20 protein-coding genes are annotated in these 17968 nt (G+C 31.9%); 5 read left to right on the top strand and 15 right to left on the bottom strand.

The window, feature by feature from the left end:
* Position 1: 1 nt before the first annotated feature.
* The gene (locus HW347_RS04725) at positions 2-517 is read right to left on the bottom strand and encodes a YceI family protein (protein WP_214610787.1); all 516 of its coding nucleotides are present in this window, start codon (positions 515-517) and stop codon (positions 2-4) included.
* Positions 518-666: 149 nt separating this feature from the next.
* Here HW347_RS04725 and HW347_RS04720 point away from each other — a divergent pair, with 149 nt between their 5' ends.
* The 4 genes from HW347_RS04720 (at position 667) to HW347_RS04705 (ending at position 2897) form a co-directional block, all read left to right on the top strand.
* Positions 667-996 carry a hypothetical protein gene (locus HW347_RS04720; protein ID WP_214610786.1) on the top strand — a complete coding sequence of 110 codons (330 nt, stop codon included), beginning with the start codon at positions 667-669 and terminating at the stop codon, positions 994-996.
* A 440-nt stretch (positions 997-1436) separates the two neighbouring features.
* Positions 1437-1793: a hypothetical protein gene (locus HW347_RS04715; RefSeq protein ID WP_214610785.1), complete on the top strand. Its 357-nt coding sequence runs from the start codon at positions 1437-1439 to the stop codon at positions 1791-1793.
* Between the two features lie 292 nt (positions 1794-2085).
* The gene (locus HW347_RS04710) at positions 2086-2280 is read left to right on the top strand and encodes a cold-shock protein (protein WP_073244563.1); all 195 of its coding nucleotides are present in this window, start codon (positions 2086-2088) and stop codon (positions 2278-2280) included.
* Between the two features lie 179 nt (positions 2281-2459).
* Entirely contained in the window at positions 2460-2897 is a 438-nt protein-coding gene (locus HW347_RS04705; RefSeq protein ID WP_155596355.1) for a hypothetical protein, read from the top strand.
* 864 nt (positions 2898-3761) lie between these two features.
* On the opposite strand, the gene HW347_RS04700 is transcribed toward HW347_RS04705, so the two are convergent.
* The 3 genes from HW347_RS04700 to HW347_RS04690 are packed head-to-tail and all read right to left on the bottom strand — an operon-like array spanning position 3762 to position 6102.
* Entirely contained in the window at positions 3762-5252 is a 1491-nt protein-coding gene (locus HW347_RS04700; protein WP_214610784.1) for a ThiF family adenylyltransferase, read from the bottom strand.
* A complete protein-coding gene (locus HW347_RS04695) occupies positions 5249-5608 on the bottom strand; it encodes a hypothetical protein (protein ID WP_214610783.1) in 360 nt (119 codons plus the stop codon). Before HW347_RS04695 ends, HW347_RS04700 begins: the two co-directional genes overlap by 4 nt.
* A gap of 2 nt (positions 5609-5610) precedes the next feature.
* Positions 5611-6102 carry a multiubiquitin domain-containing protein gene (locus HW347_RS04690; protein WP_214610782.1) on the bottom strand — a complete coding sequence of 164 codons (492 nt, stop codon included), beginning with the start codon at positions 6100-6102 and terminating at the stop codon, positions 5611-5613.
* Positions 6103-6576: 474 nt separating this feature from the next.
* On the opposite strand from HW347_RS04690, the gene HW347_RS04685 reads away from it, so the two are divergent.
* Positions 6577-7656: a helix-turn-helix domain-containing protein gene (locus HW347_RS04685; protein ID WP_214610781.1), complete on the top strand. Its 1080-nt coding sequence runs from the start codon at positions 6577-6579 to the stop codon at positions 7654-7656.
* Positions 7657-7671: 15 nt separating this feature from the next.
* Here the strand turns inward: HW347_RS04685 and HW347_RS04680 are convergent, their stop codons facing one another.
* From HW347_RS04680 to HW347_RS04630, 11 genes are all read right to left on the bottom strand, one after another.
* Positions 7672-8418: a nucleotidyl transferase AbiEii/AbiGii toxin family protein gene (locus HW347_RS04680; protein WP_214610780.1), complete on the bottom strand. Its 747-nt coding sequence runs from the start codon at positions 8416-8418 to the stop codon at positions 7672-7674.
* Positions 8419-8421: 3 nt separating this feature from the next.
* Positions 8422-8709, bottom strand: coding sequence for a DUF6922 domain-containing protein (locus HW347_RS04675; RefSeq protein WP_214610779.1), 288 nt, complete (start codon positions 8707-8709; stop codon positions 8422-8424).
* A gap of 1199 nt (positions 8710-9908) precedes the next feature.
* Positions 9909-10307 carry a DoxX family protein gene (locus HW347_RS04670; protein WP_214610778.1) on the bottom strand — a complete coding sequence of 133 codons (399 nt, stop codon included), beginning with the start codon at positions 10305-10307 and terminating at the stop codon, positions 9909-9911.
* Positions 10308-10344: 37 nt separating this feature from the next.
* Positions 10345-11568, bottom strand: a complete 1224-nt coding sequence (locus HW347_RS04665) for a multidrug effflux MFS transporter (RefSeq protein WP_214610777.1) — start codon at positions 11566-11568, stop codon at positions 10345-10347.
* A 1-nt stretch (position 11569) separates the two neighbouring features.
* Entirely contained in the window at positions 11570-12694 is a 1125-nt protein-coding gene (locus tag HW347_RS04660) for an MBL fold metallo-hydrolase (protein ID WP_214610776.1), read from the bottom strand.
* Between the two features lie 32 nt (positions 12695-12726).
* Positions 12727-13647 (bottom strand): SDR family NAD(P)-dependent oxidoreductase, encoded by a 921-nt coding sequence (locus HW347_RS04655; RefSeq protein WP_214610775.1) that lies wholly within the window; start codon positions 13645-13647, stop codon positions 12727-12729.
* 48 nt (positions 13648-13695) lie between these two features.
* Positions 13696-14268: a TetR/AcrR family transcriptional regulator gene (locus HW347_RS04650; RefSeq protein ID WP_214610774.1), complete on the bottom strand. Its 573-nt coding sequence runs from the start codon at positions 14266-14268 to the stop codon at positions 13696-13698.
* 379 nt (positions 14269-14647) lie between these two features.
* On the bottom strand, positions 14648-14860 hold the full coding sequence (locus HW347_RS04645; RefSeq protein ID WP_214610773.1) for a hypothetical protein: 213 nt from the start codon (positions 14858-14860) through the stop codon (positions 14648-14650).
* A gap of 118 nt (positions 14861-14978) precedes the next feature.
* Entirely contained in the window at positions 14979-15998 is a 1020-nt protein-coding gene (locus HW347_RS04640) for a S1 family peptidase (RefSeq protein ID WP_214610772.1), read from the bottom strand.
* 180 nt (positions 15999-16178) lie between these two features.
* A complete protein-coding gene (locus tag HW347_RS04635; RefSeq protein ID WP_214610771.1) occupies positions 16179-16604 on the bottom strand; it encodes a hypothetical protein in 426 nt (141 codons plus the stop codon).
* A gap of 720 nt (positions 16605-17324) precedes the next feature.
* On the bottom strand, positions 17325-17924 hold the full coding sequence (locus HW347_RS04630; protein ID WP_214610770.1) for a DUF6642 family protein: 600 nt from the start codon (positions 17922-17924) through the stop codon (positions 17325-17327).
* Positions 17925-17968 lie beyond the last annotated feature (44 nt).

Below are 17968 nucleotides of genomic sequence, written 5' to 3'. Positions count from 1 at the left end.
CTTACCTTATTAGCTGTAATACTATGGTAACCTTAACCTTGTTATCCGCTCTATCTTGTTTAATGGCAATGCCATAATCTGATGAAAATAGGGTAGTAGTACCTACTAATTGTAATTGCTCCTTAGTGAAATTTATAGTAATTGGTTTTACTGTTCCTTTTAAGGTAAGGTTACCGTTAATGGTAAGCCCGTTTTTATTTTTCACAATTTGTGTACTTTCAAAAGCAATTTTTGGATGTTTATCTACGTTAAAATACTTGTTACCCTTTAAGTGCCAATCTCTAAGGAAGTTACCGGTTTTTATTGTTTCGACCATAACAGAGCCTTTAAACTTGGATTGGGTAATATTGCTGAAATCTATTTTTGATTCAGATTCAAACCCAGATATAGAACCATCTACATTTTTTGAATCGAAGTTAAAAGTAATTTCTGCAGAAGAAACAGTAAACTCTTCTTGGGCAAATATTGAAACACAGGAGAATACAGCAACTAATAGTGTAGTAAAAATTGATTTCATGGGCAGCTAATTGTATCTTTATAAATATAAGGTATTTGAAATCACCGATAATCGGAATAGATTTATCGTCCTAATAACAATCTGATGTACGAATTGGCACTACTTTTGGTAAAGTAGTATCTTCGTAACAGAACTAATATGAAGTAATTATGAAAAACCCCCTTTTTATGATCGCTGCTTGCATTCTTGTAGGCACATGCGGATTATCCGCTCAGGAAATAAAAGAAAAACAAACTGAAGTTACCAAATACACGGTAATGGAACGTTTTGATTCTGAAGAAGACATCTCAACCTATGAGAAGCGTACTAAACTAAGAGAAGAACATTTAGCGGAAACTAAACGACGAAGAGAGATATTAGATACCTTAGATATTTCTGAAAGAAAAAGACAACGATTATTACAAGATTTGATAACAGAACCATTTTCGAACCGATTATCTCGTCAGATGGCAGAGATTGAGTTTGAAGACGAAGAATAGTAAACAAACCACCTAAACTGAAATACCCTCATTGAGCATTATGCTTTTTGAGGGTATTTTTTTGCTTTTATGTTAATATAGATTACGCTTTTTAACGATTAAATTAGTATTTACAACGAATTTCGCCAATTTATCAACCTTTAACACGTTGATTTTCGAACAAGTTAAGAAAAAAGTGTAAAAAGTTTATTTTCAGATAATTGCGCTATGCTGCTTTTAAATATTGTCGAAAATTCCTACACTAAGTATTTGTAATCAGCTCATTAGCTGTTAATAACTTGTGTATAAAAAGGCTAATCACCGTAGGTGACATAGTATAGCAAACAACATTAATTTAGTGTTAAAGTCTGATTATATGGATGTTAAGTCTATATTTTGTAAGATTTTTTTTATAACTTAGAGTATCGCTTAAAATCTCAACAACCCAAAATCCTGCACCTATGACAACAACAACTCAACGCCGCTCACTAAGAGTAGAAGAAAATGACAAAAATGCAATTGTTGTAAGACTTCAACGAAATCAAAAAGATTTGGTTCAATTACGAACGAAGCTCAATTCGTACCGTTGTGAACCTAAAACGCATTCTCTTTTTGAGAGAATAGAATCATTACGTAGTAAAATGGACTCTTTAAGCCATTCTAACAATGAAATTATCTCATCATTGAATGGTAAACGTAAAACTGTTGGCATTCAATTAGACCGTGCTAAGAGACACCTTACGGAATTTAGAAGATTAAATGAAGGAGTAGAGGAATACCTTAATATTTGTACAGGACAACAATCTGCTTTCTTTTAAAAGTAAATCACCAAACGCCTAATAAAATCATTAGGTAAATCTACTTTTTGCGATATCTACCTGCTGTAGTGCTCTTTGAAATCAAAACCAAAGAATATTGCAGCAGGTTTTATATAAAATAACAAACGGCTTACTTTTCCCTTAACCTATATCATAGCCTACTGGAATTAGGTAGCGATGATAAATCATTAGGAAAAGGGCCTATATATTTAGAAAATAGTGTCATAATTCATTTGTGGCATCATAATTGTAATCTTCTAAGTAATTATTAATATTAAATTATATTACATTTATGAGTACAGGAACAGTAAAATTCTTCAACGATGCTAAAGGCTTCGGATTTATTACAGAAGAAGGTTCAAACGAAGAACATTTCGTTCACATTTCAGGATTAGTAGATGAGATTCGCGAAGGCGATGAAGTCGAATTCGAACTAACCCAAGGAAAAAAAGGATTAAACGCAGTTAACGTTAAAGTTATAGATTAAACCTTAAAAAGCCCGTCAGCAATGACGGGCTTTTTTTTTGCTAAATCCAGTTCTAGTTGATAGATAGCTAATCCTCATATTTATCTATTATCTTTAAAGAACAACCAAGGTAATTGCATGCTTGTAACACCTTGTTCAACAACGAATAACACCATTATTAACTATAAACAATAAATACTATGTTAGATCAACTAAAACAAATGGCAATTCAAAAATTGCAAGAAAAAATGGGTGCTAATTCTTTAAATTCTGAAGCAACAAGTGGCGCTGCAGAAGAAGGAGCGTCATCACTTATTGACAGCTTAATGGAGAAAGTAAGCTCCGGAGATTTAAGCGCGGTAACAAGCTTATTTTCTAACGACGGAAATGCTACTGAGGACAGTGGTATTGTTCAAAACTTAAAAGGCAAATTAACTGAGATACTACAAGAGAAAGGAATGAGTGCTAGTGAAGCTGAGGCGGAAGCTGGTAATGTAGCACCTGGATTAGTAGATAGTCTTAAAGATAAGTTTTTATCTAACGAAGCAGGAGATTCTGCTTTTAGCTTAGAAAGTCTTAGCGGTTTAGTTGGCGGAGATGCTGGCGATTTACTTAGCAAAGCAAAAGGTCTGTTCTAAGAGATTAGTTTAGATTATATAGAATTAAAACCGTTCAGCAATGAGCGGTTTTTTTTGTTTCTCTTAAATCCTGGGGGAGTTTTTAATTATTCTATGGGCCATTGCAATGAAATGTAATGTTGAGATATTCATATACTAGAGGGGGTTCTTAAAAAGTCTATTTTACATAATATAAATTATAGTACAAATGTTCATTATGTAGTTTAGAGCATTGTTTCCATTTGATAGCTATAATGTAGTATTATGTAAAATATCCCAGAAGCATTTGTTTTCATTAGAATAATTGGAACTTGGGTCATTAAACTAATAAGCGGTTTGCTTTGCAGAGTTTTTTAAAACATTTGTATCTATAATTAGCCGTTATGTAAAATAGCCGCCACCAAGCGCTCGATTGTTTTATAAAATCAAATTGCTCGGGCAATTTATTTTACACACAATTATCCAACGCTTGCCAACGCCAAAATAAAAGCTAACCTTTTTGCGCTGTATTAAAAATCGCGTATTCGATAAAATGTACGTAATAAAAAATTTTAGACGATTCTCGTGGATTGCCACAAGAGCATAAATTTTAAGAAAAATAAAATTCTATGCACTTGTTCTATTTAGAACTTCAATTAATCTTCTTTTTCGAGTTTCATTATCTTTTGTCTTGAAACAAAAGAAACAAAAATTCAAGGCTGCATATAATTTTGGAAACAATTAACGGCTCATTCGCTATATTTTAGGAAACATTGTAACTAGTTTACATTGCTTTGAAATCCCTTCTATAATCGAAACTCCTAAGAATCTGTATTACTAAACCCCTAAAATATGAACGCTCATTTCTCCTATTGTTTTGACCAAAATTATATGAGGCCAAGAAAATTAAAAACTAAACAAGGAATTTATAGATTCTTTTAAAAAAGCATAAAATCCTTTATTGTTTTTATTTACTAACGAATTTTCATGTTTAATTCTGCTATTCTCAGCTGCTAAATGATTTATTATCAGAGATTTATTTATTTCATCTGCACGACCAAGTAAACCTTGAGAAATTCCACAATCATTCCTGCATTCATTATCAAATTCGAAATCTATATTTCCTGTATTAAAATCCATTTCTTTTGGACCATAATAAATTCCTCTAGGTTTTAAAATCAAGGATAAGAATTGTTGTATTTCCATTCCTGCTAAACTCAAACTAAAACCAAAAACATTTTCACCTCTATTAATAAAATGATTCTTTGGTAAGCCTTTAATATAGTTAGGATTATCCAACTCTCCAGACATTTCCAACGCAGCATCTTCGGGTTTATATTGCCCTAAACATTGCATACAGATTCTTTCAGGACCTATAGTGTGAGCCTTCCATCTTGCTTGATCTATATTTGATAAATCTTCCTTTGGATTTGTATCAATTCCTCCATCAATTACAGGAATTAAATTTGCAAATGATAAACAATCTAAAGTGTATCTCGGCAAAGGCATATCTACACAAGAAAATAATATATCGCAATCTAGAGCTGCATCCTGTCCTTCTTTTTCAGTAATACTAAATGGGACAGCATTAATACTTAAATCTGAAATAAGCTCAGTATTTAAAAGACGTTCTTTTAGAACATCTACTTTAAATTTGCCTACATCTACTCTATTTACTGCTAATAATCTATCTAAATTTTTCAATTCAACTACATCAAAATCTATAAAGGTTAAGTTTTTTATACCAGTCCTTAAAAGAGCTTCAGCAACTATGGAACCAACACTACCTAATCCAACTATTCCAATTTTTAACCTAGTAATTTCATGCTGTTTTAAATCACCCCAAGATGAAATAGTACGTTTAAACTCTTCACCGAAATTTGATTTTGGCAAAATATCATCACAAAAATATGTTTTTAGAGACTTCCCTACTACCCTTACAGATTCACACCAATAACGTTCATAAGTATTTGGAGCTTCTTTAATCCAAAAGCGAGCACTCCAATAGTTATCTGTGCCAAGTGTCATTCCAATTAAAGGTAATCCTGTAACGGCCTTAACTCTTGGTGCTAACATTTTCTCTGCTTCTATGTCATCAAAGCTCATTCCTTGCCAACCCGGATAAGGATGGCTATGGATAAAACAGACTCCTAAATTATTAGCTAACGCATAAGAAGTCACTTTATCAAAATAAACTGAATTAAAACTTACGTTTCCATGTACATTTCTGTCCCCAAATTCTGGTAAAATCACCTCATTAATTACTCCTGTTTTTCTTGATTTTCCAGAAGATAATTTATAAAAAGCAAAGCATAAATCTTCTTGACCATCCTCTCTAATGAGGTGTTCAAAAAATATCCTATTGACATTTTCTGTCATTGTTATGCTGTACTTCATTCGAAATCTAATAATGTTCTTAAGAACGCTAAATAATCATCTACTTTCATACCAGAAGTCCAACCTTTAAATGGACGACTCCAATACTGAAATTCAGGTGTAGGTAATTTTCTGTCATGTATTCCACCAAAAGGATGTACTCCTCCACCTCCAGTAATTGGAAGTAAATGTGGTTTAATATGTGGTCCTGAAGGTGGTAATAATGGAAATTGCTGACCTTGTAAAGCTATTTCAATTTCTTGTCCTTTAAACCTTCCTAATGGTACGATAAACTTGAAGCACACAAAGTTATTTGTGTGCATCCAAGTTTCGAGCCCTTTGTTTTGCAACTGACTCATCAACTCTTGATTTCCCATAACTATGAAACAGTTGTAGGTTCAAGCTTGCAAGAACTAAATTTAAGGCCATTTTTAATGGCTATTTTATGTTCTCTGTCATTCTTATAACTAACTTCTTTATGCCCACTAATTTGTTTTAAATAAAACCCATTAGCATCTTTACCAGCAGCAGTTAATATTTCATTTGGTGTCATGAAACATTCATCGACTTCTACAGGTTCATCATCAACATAAATTATTAGCTTCTTATAAGGTTTTGCAAAAAAACCTTCAATTCCAGCGCCTTTTAAATCAATTTTTTCATCTAATTGAACTGGTTCGAAACCTTTTTCGTTTACCTTAATTAATAACTCATAATCTTCTACAGGTAATAAATTTGCGTTTTCTAAAATTTCTTTTCCTGTAATAATTGCGTCAACAGTTTCAAATTTTTCTCTGTTAACTTTGTAAATAAAATTTCCCATTGGAATAATTGTATTAAATATTAATGTTCTCATTTGTTCTGACAGCATGAGAACGGACACTGTTTTTGACGTATCTGACAACAAAACTTGTGTAATATTTAAAAAATCATTACCATTGTATACAGTACAAAGGGAGTTATAAGGTGGATAAGCCTTATATTATAGAGTCCGTCAAAACTTTAAATCCCATTTTATAATCCAATTTATTGTTAGAGCAATAGATTGGATTTTTTTATTTAATTATTTATCCTTTATTGATTTTAAAATTATACCAGACAAATATAATCAAAATCAAGAGCTTAACACGGTAAACTTATTAACATTTATGAAGATAATTGTTAGTAAAGTTTAATTAACAAATTTGTTAATTATTTTTAGTATATATCTGGGTATGTTTTAAACAAAAATTATGGTTATTGGTAATTTATATTTAAAAAAAAACAAAATTAGTTATTAACATTTTAATGAATTATTAATAATGATTTACTATATTTGCAGTCTTCAAAGCGGTCAAACAAATTTATGTCAAAAAACAATATTCATCCTGGTCTAATCCTTAATAAAGCATTAGAAGACAAGGGGTTGAGTCAAAAAGAACTAGCCTCAAAGATTAATGTTGCTCATTCGTTATTAAATAATATTTTAAAAGGGAAGCGTAACATTAATGTTAATATTGCAATTTCTCTTGAAGCTGCTGGTTTAAACAATGCAACTTATTGGATGTCTAAACACATGGAATATCTTTTATATCAAGCAAAGAATGATTCTGTTGTTAATAAAAAGAAAGAAGCAATTGAAACTTGGGATATAATTGAAAGAGAATCTTTAATTCCATTGGAATATTTTAAGAAACATGTTGACGTAAATTCATCAGATGATCTGCAGAATATTTTTGATATTTATAAAGTAAAAAACATTCAAGAGTTAAAAGGTGTTCTTGATAATTATAGTCTTACATATTTTAGGAAATCCACAAAGTTTGCAGAAAGCCGAAATAATGTTATTGCTTGGTCATTATTAGCTGAAATGAAAGCAAATGAAATGGAGGTCAAAACTTTTGATAAGTCTACGGAAAAGACATTAATAAAAGAACTTAAGAATTGTTTTAGAAAAAATCAAAACACAGTAAAGAACACAAAAAAAATACTTGCAAATCATGGCATTAAATTCGATGTTTTAGATAGACCTCAAAAGACTCCTGTTGAAGGTAAATCTTTTATTTCTGGAAATAATCCAGCAATTTTCTTAAGTTTAAAATATAAAAGATTAGATAATTTTGCTTTCACCATTATGCATGAGTTGGGTCATGTATACAAACATCTCACAAAATCTAAATATAGAAGAGCTAGTTTCTTTATAAATAATGCTAATATGAAACTGGAAGAGTTTGAAGCTGATAACTATGCGCAAAATAATTTAATAAAACTTGACATATGGAATGAATTCTATATGTCTAATGAAGAGTTTGATGATGCATTAATTATTGATTTTGCAAATGAATTAAATATTCATCCAGGTATAGTTAGAGGTCGCATTTGTTTTGAGAATCCAGAATACTACAGGAAAAGAACTATTATTAATAGGATGAATGTTTTATCTTAAAATTCCATTAGGGAATTATAATTTCGGATATTCTATTCCCAAATGTTGATACAACCGCCTTACTTTCATTCGCCATTGAATGCTTGCCATACGCCAAGACTTACTTCCTTCAATATTTAAAATATTATCGTGTGAATGACGCATTTTTTGTTTTGTAGCCATTCTTTTGTCAAAAAGCAGAAGTAAATAAGGGTTATCAATTGGATCTGGATCCTCATCTAAGTCAAATATATTTCTATCTGTATCCTTATTAAATTTTTCTTTTTTTGATCTCAACATATTATATAAATCAGACAAGTTTTCTGATTCTGTGATATATTCTAAATCATAAATATCTTTTTTAGCAGGACGGCTAGCGCAACTCACTAATTTAAAAAGTCCTATATCTTTTACATCATAACAACGTACTCCTTTAATCATTTCAAAGTCATAGAGTGCTTTCATATTCTGAATAATATCTACTTTTATTGTAACATTCTTCTTAGCTACATAAAAGCGTATATCTACAAATTGGTCATTCTCTTTTATAGGATATACTATATTTAATAATTTATCACCATAAAATGCTTTTGCTTCTGATTCAATTTGTTCAAATCCTTTAATACCTATGATTTTAGTAGAAAATAAATCAATGTCTTCGGATATTCTGTGATTAAAGCGCAATGCTAAATTTGTACCACCTGCCAATGCAAAATCAGACAGACTTGGTAATTCCTGCAATTCTTTAATTGTTTGTAAAAGTAATTTGGAAACCGCTTGCATTATTTATACTGCGTAACGGTAGAAAGGTTTTGTATTATATCGCTTACTTACTAATATACATACTTGATTACTAATATTCTCTTTAGTATGTTTTAGAATTTCTACAATATCTCTTTTAGAATAATATTCTTCTAATACTTTAATATCTTTTGGAAAAGAATCTTCATTAGTAGCATATAAAGCTCTTGGAATAATAATATCTTTATCTCTTTTAATAGATAATTTATTACTATCCATATCCCAAAACACATGGTTAGGGAATACTTTAGATATGTCTACTCTTGTTTTCAAAACTTCTTTATAATAACTTTTAATACTTTAATGTATTAGAGTTTATATGATACAAATATATGAAATAGTATTTAAATGACTATTTATATTATTTATATAAACAATATTTATACCAATTCTTCTATTACTATTATTAATAGCACTTATATATGTAAGACGTTTAATAGAGTAATATATTACATCTTTGGTTGTGAAATTATTTATAAAGTCTTTAAGCGAACAATTAACTCCTTAATAAACATACAATTCAAATACGTCATTCCACACACATTATGCTTCCCTCCTACGTCGTCGCATAAAAAGTGTTCCATTAACATCGTGGAAGAAACTTTTAGAATAAATTTTTTCAATAAAAAGTAGTAACAACTTTCGCTTTTAACCAAAGCTCAAGTTACATAACGCAGAACATTATAGAACAAAACTAACACATTGTAGTTTTTAAGGAACATCCCGTTTGTTAGCTATAATGATATTATGTAAAATATCCCTGAAGCTCTGAGAATTGATTAAAACTCACAACAGGGTCATCAACTTCTTTTAAGCGGTGTCTGCGACGCATATTTTCATTTGTTCCATAATTTGTCGTTATGTAAAATTGCCGCACAGCCAACCGCTGGATTGCTTTTTTAAAATAAACGCTAAATGGCGTTCATTTTAAAACACAATTTGCCAACGCTTGGCCAGCGCCAAAAAAAAGCTAACCTTTTAGATTCTTTAAAATTCTTGTATTCGATAAAATGTACGGCATATTTTTTTCTAGAGCATTCTCGGCAACTTGCCGCAACAGTACACGGCACAAATTTAGAAGATTAAGAATCTTTTAAATTTTGAGCGAGCTGTAGCGTTGGACTTCACCACTAGAATGGCCGTGTACACTTGCTAACCTTTTGCAATAATTCAACCTTTTTAAATGATTCTTATCTTTTTTTCTTGATAAAAAAAGAAACAAAAAAATCAAGGCTTCAGATAACTTTGGAAACAATTACGGCTCAATCGCTATATTCTAGAAAGCATTCTAACTATTAACATAACTTAGAGATTTATACGGTATTGTGGCTGTCAACAGGCATTATTACTATAAATCTAGAATATGGCCGCTCATTTTACCTATTGTTTTATCAAAGTTCTCTGAGGCCGTTTTGCCAAAACATCATCAGGATAAAAAAACCATCATTTCAGTTTTATTTAATAATATAAAACTAATCCCATTTATTTGAATAAGAAATAGCAATTCTACCGCTACCGGTAAAGAATAACGCAATACTACCAAATAAATATAAACCTAGCAATTCAACGCCCCAGCCTCCATTTTCGTTTAAGGATAAAATATCGCCTGAATGTACCAACAACATTGCAAATAACACCCCGAAAGCATAAATAGCTGAGGATAAGCGAGTTCTATATCCAACAAGAATTAATATAGGCACAACAATTTCTGTAATATATACGCCATATACCATAAAAGATGGTAGCCCTTTGCTTTCTAACATTCCTTCAATAAATGATACGCCTTTAAGCTTTGCAATACCATGTAGTAACATTAATGTACCAAGTGCGATACGAAGAATTAATAATCCTAAATCAGTGTTTTTATTCATTTCTCTATTTTTAATTATATTTTAAGCTCATTAATTACTATTCAAAACTTTCTTTAAGACTAAACTTTACATTCTCGTTTGATAAATTAAAAATCAATATCAACCCTAAGGATAAAGCACTACAAACTGCAAAACCCGCAAAAATTGGTAAGGCAGTTTCATCTACATATCTACCGATAAGAGTTGCTAATACTACTGTTAAAATTGTTGATGCAAACCCAATAAGTGCAGCTCCAATTCCGGCTATATGTCCAATGGGTTGCATTGCTAAAGCATTTAAATTTCCAACGATAAATCCAGTTGCAAAAAGGATTAATGCCAAGAATATGATTAAAATAGTACTAGATGGATTGACACCATTAAAGAATATAGAGTATGTTCCTGAAATCATCAAAAGAGCAATTATAGCCGTAATCGATAGTCTGTACATTCCATACTTAACAACAAGAATTCCGTTTAAATAGGTTGCCAAACCAATACCAAGAGCCAAACCTGAAAAAATATAAGGATAAACATCTCCCAAATTATATTGGCCCTCAAATATGTGTTGACTTGCACTTATATACGCCAAAAAAGGGGCAGATATAATACCAATTATAAGTGTGTTAATAACTGCTGATTTATGTTTGAGAAATTCTTTTATTCCATTAGTAAACAAAGAAAGTCTCACCTCTTTTTTATTCTCATCAGTGAGCGTTTCTGGTTGTCGCCTCCATAACCATACAACTGCAATAAGACCAAAAATTAACTGACTCAAAAAGATGGATTCCCATCCAAAATTATCCAACATTATTTTTCCAAATGTCGGTGCAATAACTGGAGCCAAAATAAAAACGACCGTTACAAAAGACATTATTCTCGCCATGTAATCTCCACTATACTTATCTCTGATGATAGACATACTAACACTTCTTGGAGCAGAAAGACCAATACCTTGTAATAATCTACCAACAAGCATCATTTCTAAACTTGTTGAAAATATACAGAGAATACTAGCAAGGACAAAAATTATGTAACCTATATAAACGATAGGTTTTCGTCCAATACTATCAGATAATGTCCCCGATATTAATTGACCAAATCCTAAACCTAAAAAAATAGTGGTAATCAATAACTGATTATCTTTTGGATTGGTTATTCCTATGGAATTTGCAATTTCATTTAAACCAGGTAACAAGGCGTCAATCGATAAAGAGGCTAATGCCATTAACGACGCCATGATACCAATAAACTCTAATTCTGATATTTTTTTACGTTCCATTTTAATAATTTTCCCACCAAGATTCATTAGAATAGCTAATGATAGGTTCTATTAAAATGGGTTCGCCTATTTTTGGAAATATGACAGGTATATGTAACTTCTCTGCTGCTGCAATTAATCGCTCAACAGGTTCTTCCCAAGCATGATTAGATAACCTAAACGCTCCCCAATGTATAGGCATTATTTGTTTGGCTTTTATATCTATTCCGGCTTGAGCAGTTTGCTCTGGAAACATATGTAAGAGTGGCCATTGTTCATTATATTGTCCGCATTCCAACATTGCAAAATCAAAAGGACCATATTTATCACCTATTTCTTTAAAGTGCTTACCATAGCCACCATCTCCACTAAAAAATATGTTCATTTTATTGGAGTTTATTATCCAAGAAGACCACAATGTGTTGCTCATTGCATTTAATTTTCTGTCTGAGGAATGTTGAGAAGGCGTACACCTGAAAATAAGGTTGTCCAATTTAGCTTCTTCCCACCAATCTAATTCTACAATTCTTTCTTTTTCCACACCCCATTTTTCTAAGTGCATACCAACTCCTAATGGGATGTAAAACATCTCTACTTTGTCTTTTAATTTTAGGATAGAACCATAATCCAAATGGTCATAATGATCGTGAGAAAGTAAAACCACATCAATTTTTGGAAGTTTTTCAATTGAAATTGGCAATGTTGTACTAAAACGCTTTGTTCCAAGCCAAGAATAAGGTGAGGGTACTTTGCCAAACATGGGGTCTATTAATATATTTTTATTCTCTAATTGAAGTAAAAAAGTAGAATGACCAAACCAAACTAACCGTGTACTGTCTTTAACAGTTAAAATATCGGGTCTATTTATATGCTGTACTTTTATATCAGTTTTTGGTATAGTAGCTATAGCAGTTGAGTCTTGAGCTAACATACCCCCAAGCGCTCTAATAAAACCTGAAATAGTGATTTTTGGGCTAACATTTAATTCATTTTTATTAATAAACTTACCTTCCTTAAAGTTTGATGAGTTATTGTAAATTTCTTTCTTATTTTCAGAAAGTTCGCCTCCAAAACGAGGGTCAAATTTCATCGTAAGAAATACAATACCAACAAATAGTACTATCACACTTACTACAATAATGATCATTCGTTTTATTATTTTAAAAATGCATTTCATTCTTATAAATCTTTAGCATAAATGTCTTCTAACGTATGCCAGAAATTTTTTGATTTCTCTTTATTTAGTGCGATATCATTTTCTGGTAATATGGTTTTGCCAAGGGTATTATGGTAGTAAGCACCACTCTCTATATTTGGTTGTGTAGCACATATTAAACTCATTTGAGCTCCTCCTTTGGGTGATAATAAGATAGAACTCATTATACAAGTGAAAAAAGCATTCTCATTGGCGCCTAAACCTAAAGGAACAACTCCTGGGTGTACTGCAACTACTTTATAGTCTGGATACAACCTATAGCATTCAAAAGCCCACCACATAACACCGACTTTACTTCTTGAATAAGCCGATACGCCACTTTTTCCTTCGTATTTATAATTTGGAGTACAATCATCTGCTTGCATATAAATATCTCCAGCTACAGAGATGATTCTAGCATCGTGGGTAAGTAATAATTTTGATTGACACTCTTTGAATAAAATATGATGTCCCAGTACGTTTACAGCAAAGGTCATTTCATAACCTTGTGGTGATAACCGATGTGGCTCTTGTAAAGCAATCCCTGCATTATTAATTAGAATATCAATCTTACGTTCATTTAATATGCCTTTTAACTTAAGAACTGCAGGTTCAATGGTGCGAATATTACCTAAGTCTATTTCTAAAAAATGAACTTTTCCATTCAAAGACTTAATAATATCTTCTGATTTCTTTCCATTTCTTGAAAGAATAATTACTTCTGCTCCACGAGCTAACAAACCTTTAACTGTTTCTAAGCCAATACCAGAATTTCCACCTGTAATTGCAACAATTTTATTAGTAAGTGTTGGTAAGTTTGGACAGGTAGGAGTTTTGGCTTTTTGCATCCAACCCCAACTTAACATTCGTCTAAATTTACTTTTAGAAATTTTTGTAGTTTTCATTTTATATTTTATTTAATCGAATATTTATTCGATTATTAATTAAAAAAATTATCTTTTTAAAGCATCCCAAACCAAACTAAAATATAGATCTATGGAATTTTTATCTAGGCTTAAATCACCTTGTTTAACAAGACCTATAATTTGTTTTGCAGTACCTGACATTACAGCATAAATTATAAAATCATTTACATCCTTTAAAACTTCTTTTTCTCTCCCTTCGTTAAATAATTCGTTCTTCACTTTCTTGTTATATTCCCAAACCTTAGAAGATTTCTTATCGAAATAAGGTGATTGTTTCCATTGGTCGATAAAATTTACTTCTTTCTCATGGTTAAGTAAAAAATTAAGAAGGTTTATCCATTTAGCTCTGAACTTGAGTTCAAAAGTACTCTCACTAGCAAGAGCAGACTCTTGATTTTTAGACATCTGTTTCAGTAAACTAGTTGCAATTGAATGAATTAAATCTTCCTTTGTTTTGAAATATACATAAAGGGTTGAAGGTGAAATACCCACTCGTTTTGCAAGTACAGACATTTTAATTCCTGCAATTCCTTTTTCAAAAACAATATCTAAAGTGTTTTCTACTATGGCTAATCTTTTTGTCTCATCCTTTACTCTCACGTTGCAAATATAGAACTTAAAACGAATATTTATTCGATTATAATATTTTTTTGCAATTATTTAGCTTCTAATTACCCAACCCATTCCACACACATTACACTCCCCTCCTACCGTCGGCTCGCATAATAAGTGTTCCATTACATTTTAAAGAAACTTCTTGGAAAAGAAAAAAACAAAAGAAGATTGAAGTAAATAACTTCGCTTTTACCCAAAGCAAAGTAACATAACGCAGAACATTATAGTACAAAAGTAACATTTTGTAGATATAGAGGAACATTCCGCTTGTAAGCTATAATTTGCCGTTATATAAAATTGGCGCATAGACAATCGCCATTACTAACCTGAATTCTGAATTTTTTATAAAAAAGTGCTTTATAGATTATAGAGGTCCTCCCTGAATAGCGAATTGCTCGGTAGGCTCTATAACAACCTTAAAGCCCTTATAAACTGTAGGAAGAATAGTTTCTGTGTTTGGCAAGGAAACATAAACTGTAATACAGGGTTTACCTTCGTATTCGCCTTGTGCAACTCCTTCAATTCCATTGAGGTATAGCCAAGATTGTATTTCTTTTAAAGCGTCTTGTATGTTCATGAGGTATCTAGTTAATCTTTACTATAAAGATAGTTAAAAACGGAAAAGTAAAGCTCAGAGTGAGCTAGTCCCAACTCTGAGTTTTACCTATTTAGTACTATTACTGCGACCATTAAAACTATATTTCGGTCACTCTTACACGCAGCAGTGATTGTACGTATAAAATATTATTTACAATGGTTCTTGTTGCCGATCCTGCAAACAATAGTCCCACCGCACCTTCATTAGTATCGCAAACTAGACTGCCAGAGTCACCACCAGCACTCATATCTGTAGTTATTATTTGCCGACAAAACTTAGCTATTTTCCCGCCTCCATAATTTACATTAACTGTTGCATTGATATTGGTAACCTTGCCTGTGGTAAAGCCTGTAGTTCTCCCGGCCTTTTGAACAATGTCACCTACTTTTGGCGCTGTATACAAGCGTTTTACATGTCCGCCCCAGAATATTTCTCTATTGAGGTCTTGTAAATTGCCTTCAGCAATAGCAGCATCTACATAATTACAGGGTGCATTATCTCCATCAATAAACTTAATAGGAATATACCTGCTTAATCTTGCTATCATGTCTCTTGGATATTGCCCGCCATCGTAAGGCCCAGGTTGCAGAATGGGGTCACCTATACGTGCATCATTACTATTGGCCAATACGTGATTGTTGCTCAAAATATAATAGCTGCCCGGTTTGCTTGGAAATGGGGATAAATCGTAACAGCATGTGCCCAAAGTTCCTGCGGTAATTTTATAATGACCAACGCTAAAACCACCCATTGCAGGACGAATTCTTTTGGTTAAAGAGGGAGAAAACGACCCTGCCTGAGTAGTATCAAGCGTTTCTGTCTCTTCTTTTTGTGCTTCACAAAATGCATTACCAGCAAATAAGGTGCCTACTTCGACCACATCAGTCTCTATTCCACCTATTTTTTGATTGATTAAATCTTTTTGTGACAATAAACTTGGATCAAGTTTATGGGTTACAAGTATTGAAAGCACAGGTTTTTTAGTTTCAACCCCATCCTTTACTTTGTTACCAATGGCAACTCCTACTACATTTGACAAACTAAGTAATTCATCTTGATGTTTACTTTGAATGTCTGCAATTTTTAACGATTTTTCATCTAATGTTTGATTAACCATAACGTTTATTTTATGTCACGCTTTTACACTTCCAATGATAGGATAGCATGACGATTATTTATTAAGTTCACTTTTTTATTAAACCGTTGGTATTTACTTATTAAAGAAAATACCCTTCGGAAGATGGTGTTGATTAGTATTCCTTAAGTCTATTGGAAAACCATAGCACCGTTTGAATCCCTAGCCGAGATTTATAGAAAGTTGATTTGACCATGCCTGCCCAGTTGTTATTTCTGGAATTACATTGACGTAGGCACGATATTCTTCGTTTCCTGCCTCTTGATTTCCAACATTAAAATCTTTGCGAATTGTAAATGATCGAGTTGAATCACCATTGGGCCTGATTACCCTACTGTCTAACCAATTGACAAAATCATCTTTGTCTCCATTGGCTTTCCATTCCAAGCTATGATTAAATGCCCCATTTTGGTTCCTATGATAAACATCTAGACTATCATCAATTTCGAAAAGGACCGTATACAGACCAAACGCTAAATTGTGCGCAACTTCTGAACTAGAAAAATTGATGTTGAAACTAACTTCTGCAAACTCTAACGTAGCAGTTCTACGGCCCATTCTGAGCCTAACATTACTTACACTTGCCATAATAATTGTATTTAAAATTAATTTCCTACTCTGTTATGGCTTTTCGGATTCCGCCAAAATAGATTCTAATTGTACTTATACAGTATGATCATAATGATCAACAGGCATACCTATAGATTTTCTCTTAAATTAAATTGGGGGTACCACAATGTTCAGTCAGAAACAAAGTGTATTGAACTAGGGAAACTTTAAAAAGAGGGAATTTTAATTGAGCGAATTCTATCTAGAAATTTGATTCCGCTATCTTATTTGGGGAGAAGATATTTGTAAGTATGGGAATAAAAGTAGGTTATGTTCTTAGTTGAAGAAAGGTGTTATGTATTGATTGTAGGATAAGTTGTGTAAGTGGCTATATAAGAAACATGTAATGTTTATATGTCAACACAAATTAATAATCAAATCTATAACTATTTATAAAACATTGATTCATAGTAAATTATAAAAAAAATGATAATCAAATTATAAATTACATGACACACATGTTCCACTCCCCTAGTTCGTTGGATTGCCTAAATACGTGCGCATTGTAACTTTTGAGAAGTACTATTTTAGAATAAAATTTTATAGGAGAATTAGTGGTGAGCACTTTCTTTTATTCCAGCAAAGTGTCGTAACACAAACACTATAGAACAAAATTGTTTTATAGTGCCGCGTTGTATACCAATAAGTTATTATGAAATTGAAGGTAACTCTAATAATTTACCGTATCCCGTTGTATCTTCAATAATACAGCCTAAAATCTAGCAATTTACAGACATTGTAATGTCTTTGGTGCAGCTCTTCAACTACATCAAACATATCATCATCTTCTTTAAATAAGTTGAAGAATGCTTTATCAAGATTTGAGCTACTTACTCCGTTATATGCATTGCCGTAGCCAGAAATAGCTTTTGCATTAGTAATATCCAAAAAATACTGAGATTCCTCTTCATCTAAATCTAGGATTTTTGCATTGGAAAAATGTAAAATTTTTCCTTTTAACTGTCCTTCAAAAATTTCTGCAATTTCCTGTAAACTATAATAGTAATCGTTTAAGCAAATACTATTTGCTTCACCCGCCATAACCAAATAGATAATCTCATAGTCCTTAAAATTATGATCATCCAACACTAGTGCATTTAAGCTTTCTTCCAGCCCTTCAATGGTGTCACAAGTTTTATAGATGCTTGCTATACCATATTTCATGGCCAATTGCTTCAAGTTCTTTTGTGCTTCGGTAACGTTGTCCGTTTCTATATCATGAACGCCTTCTAAACAATAGATGAAATTATCTGTATCTATAGATAGCTCTTGGGGTAATTGGTGTCTTTTCTCTAGCAAGATTCTGAAATTATATGAACCACAAAATTACTGCAACTCTTTTA

The sequence above is a fragment of the Zobellia barbeyronii genome, assembly GCF_018603515.1.
Classification (GTDB): Bacteria; Bacteroidota; Bacteroidia; order Flavobacteriales; family Flavobacteriaceae; genus Zobellia; species Zobellia barbeyronii.
This window is presented reverse-complemented; position numbering and strand designations above follow the sequence as displayed.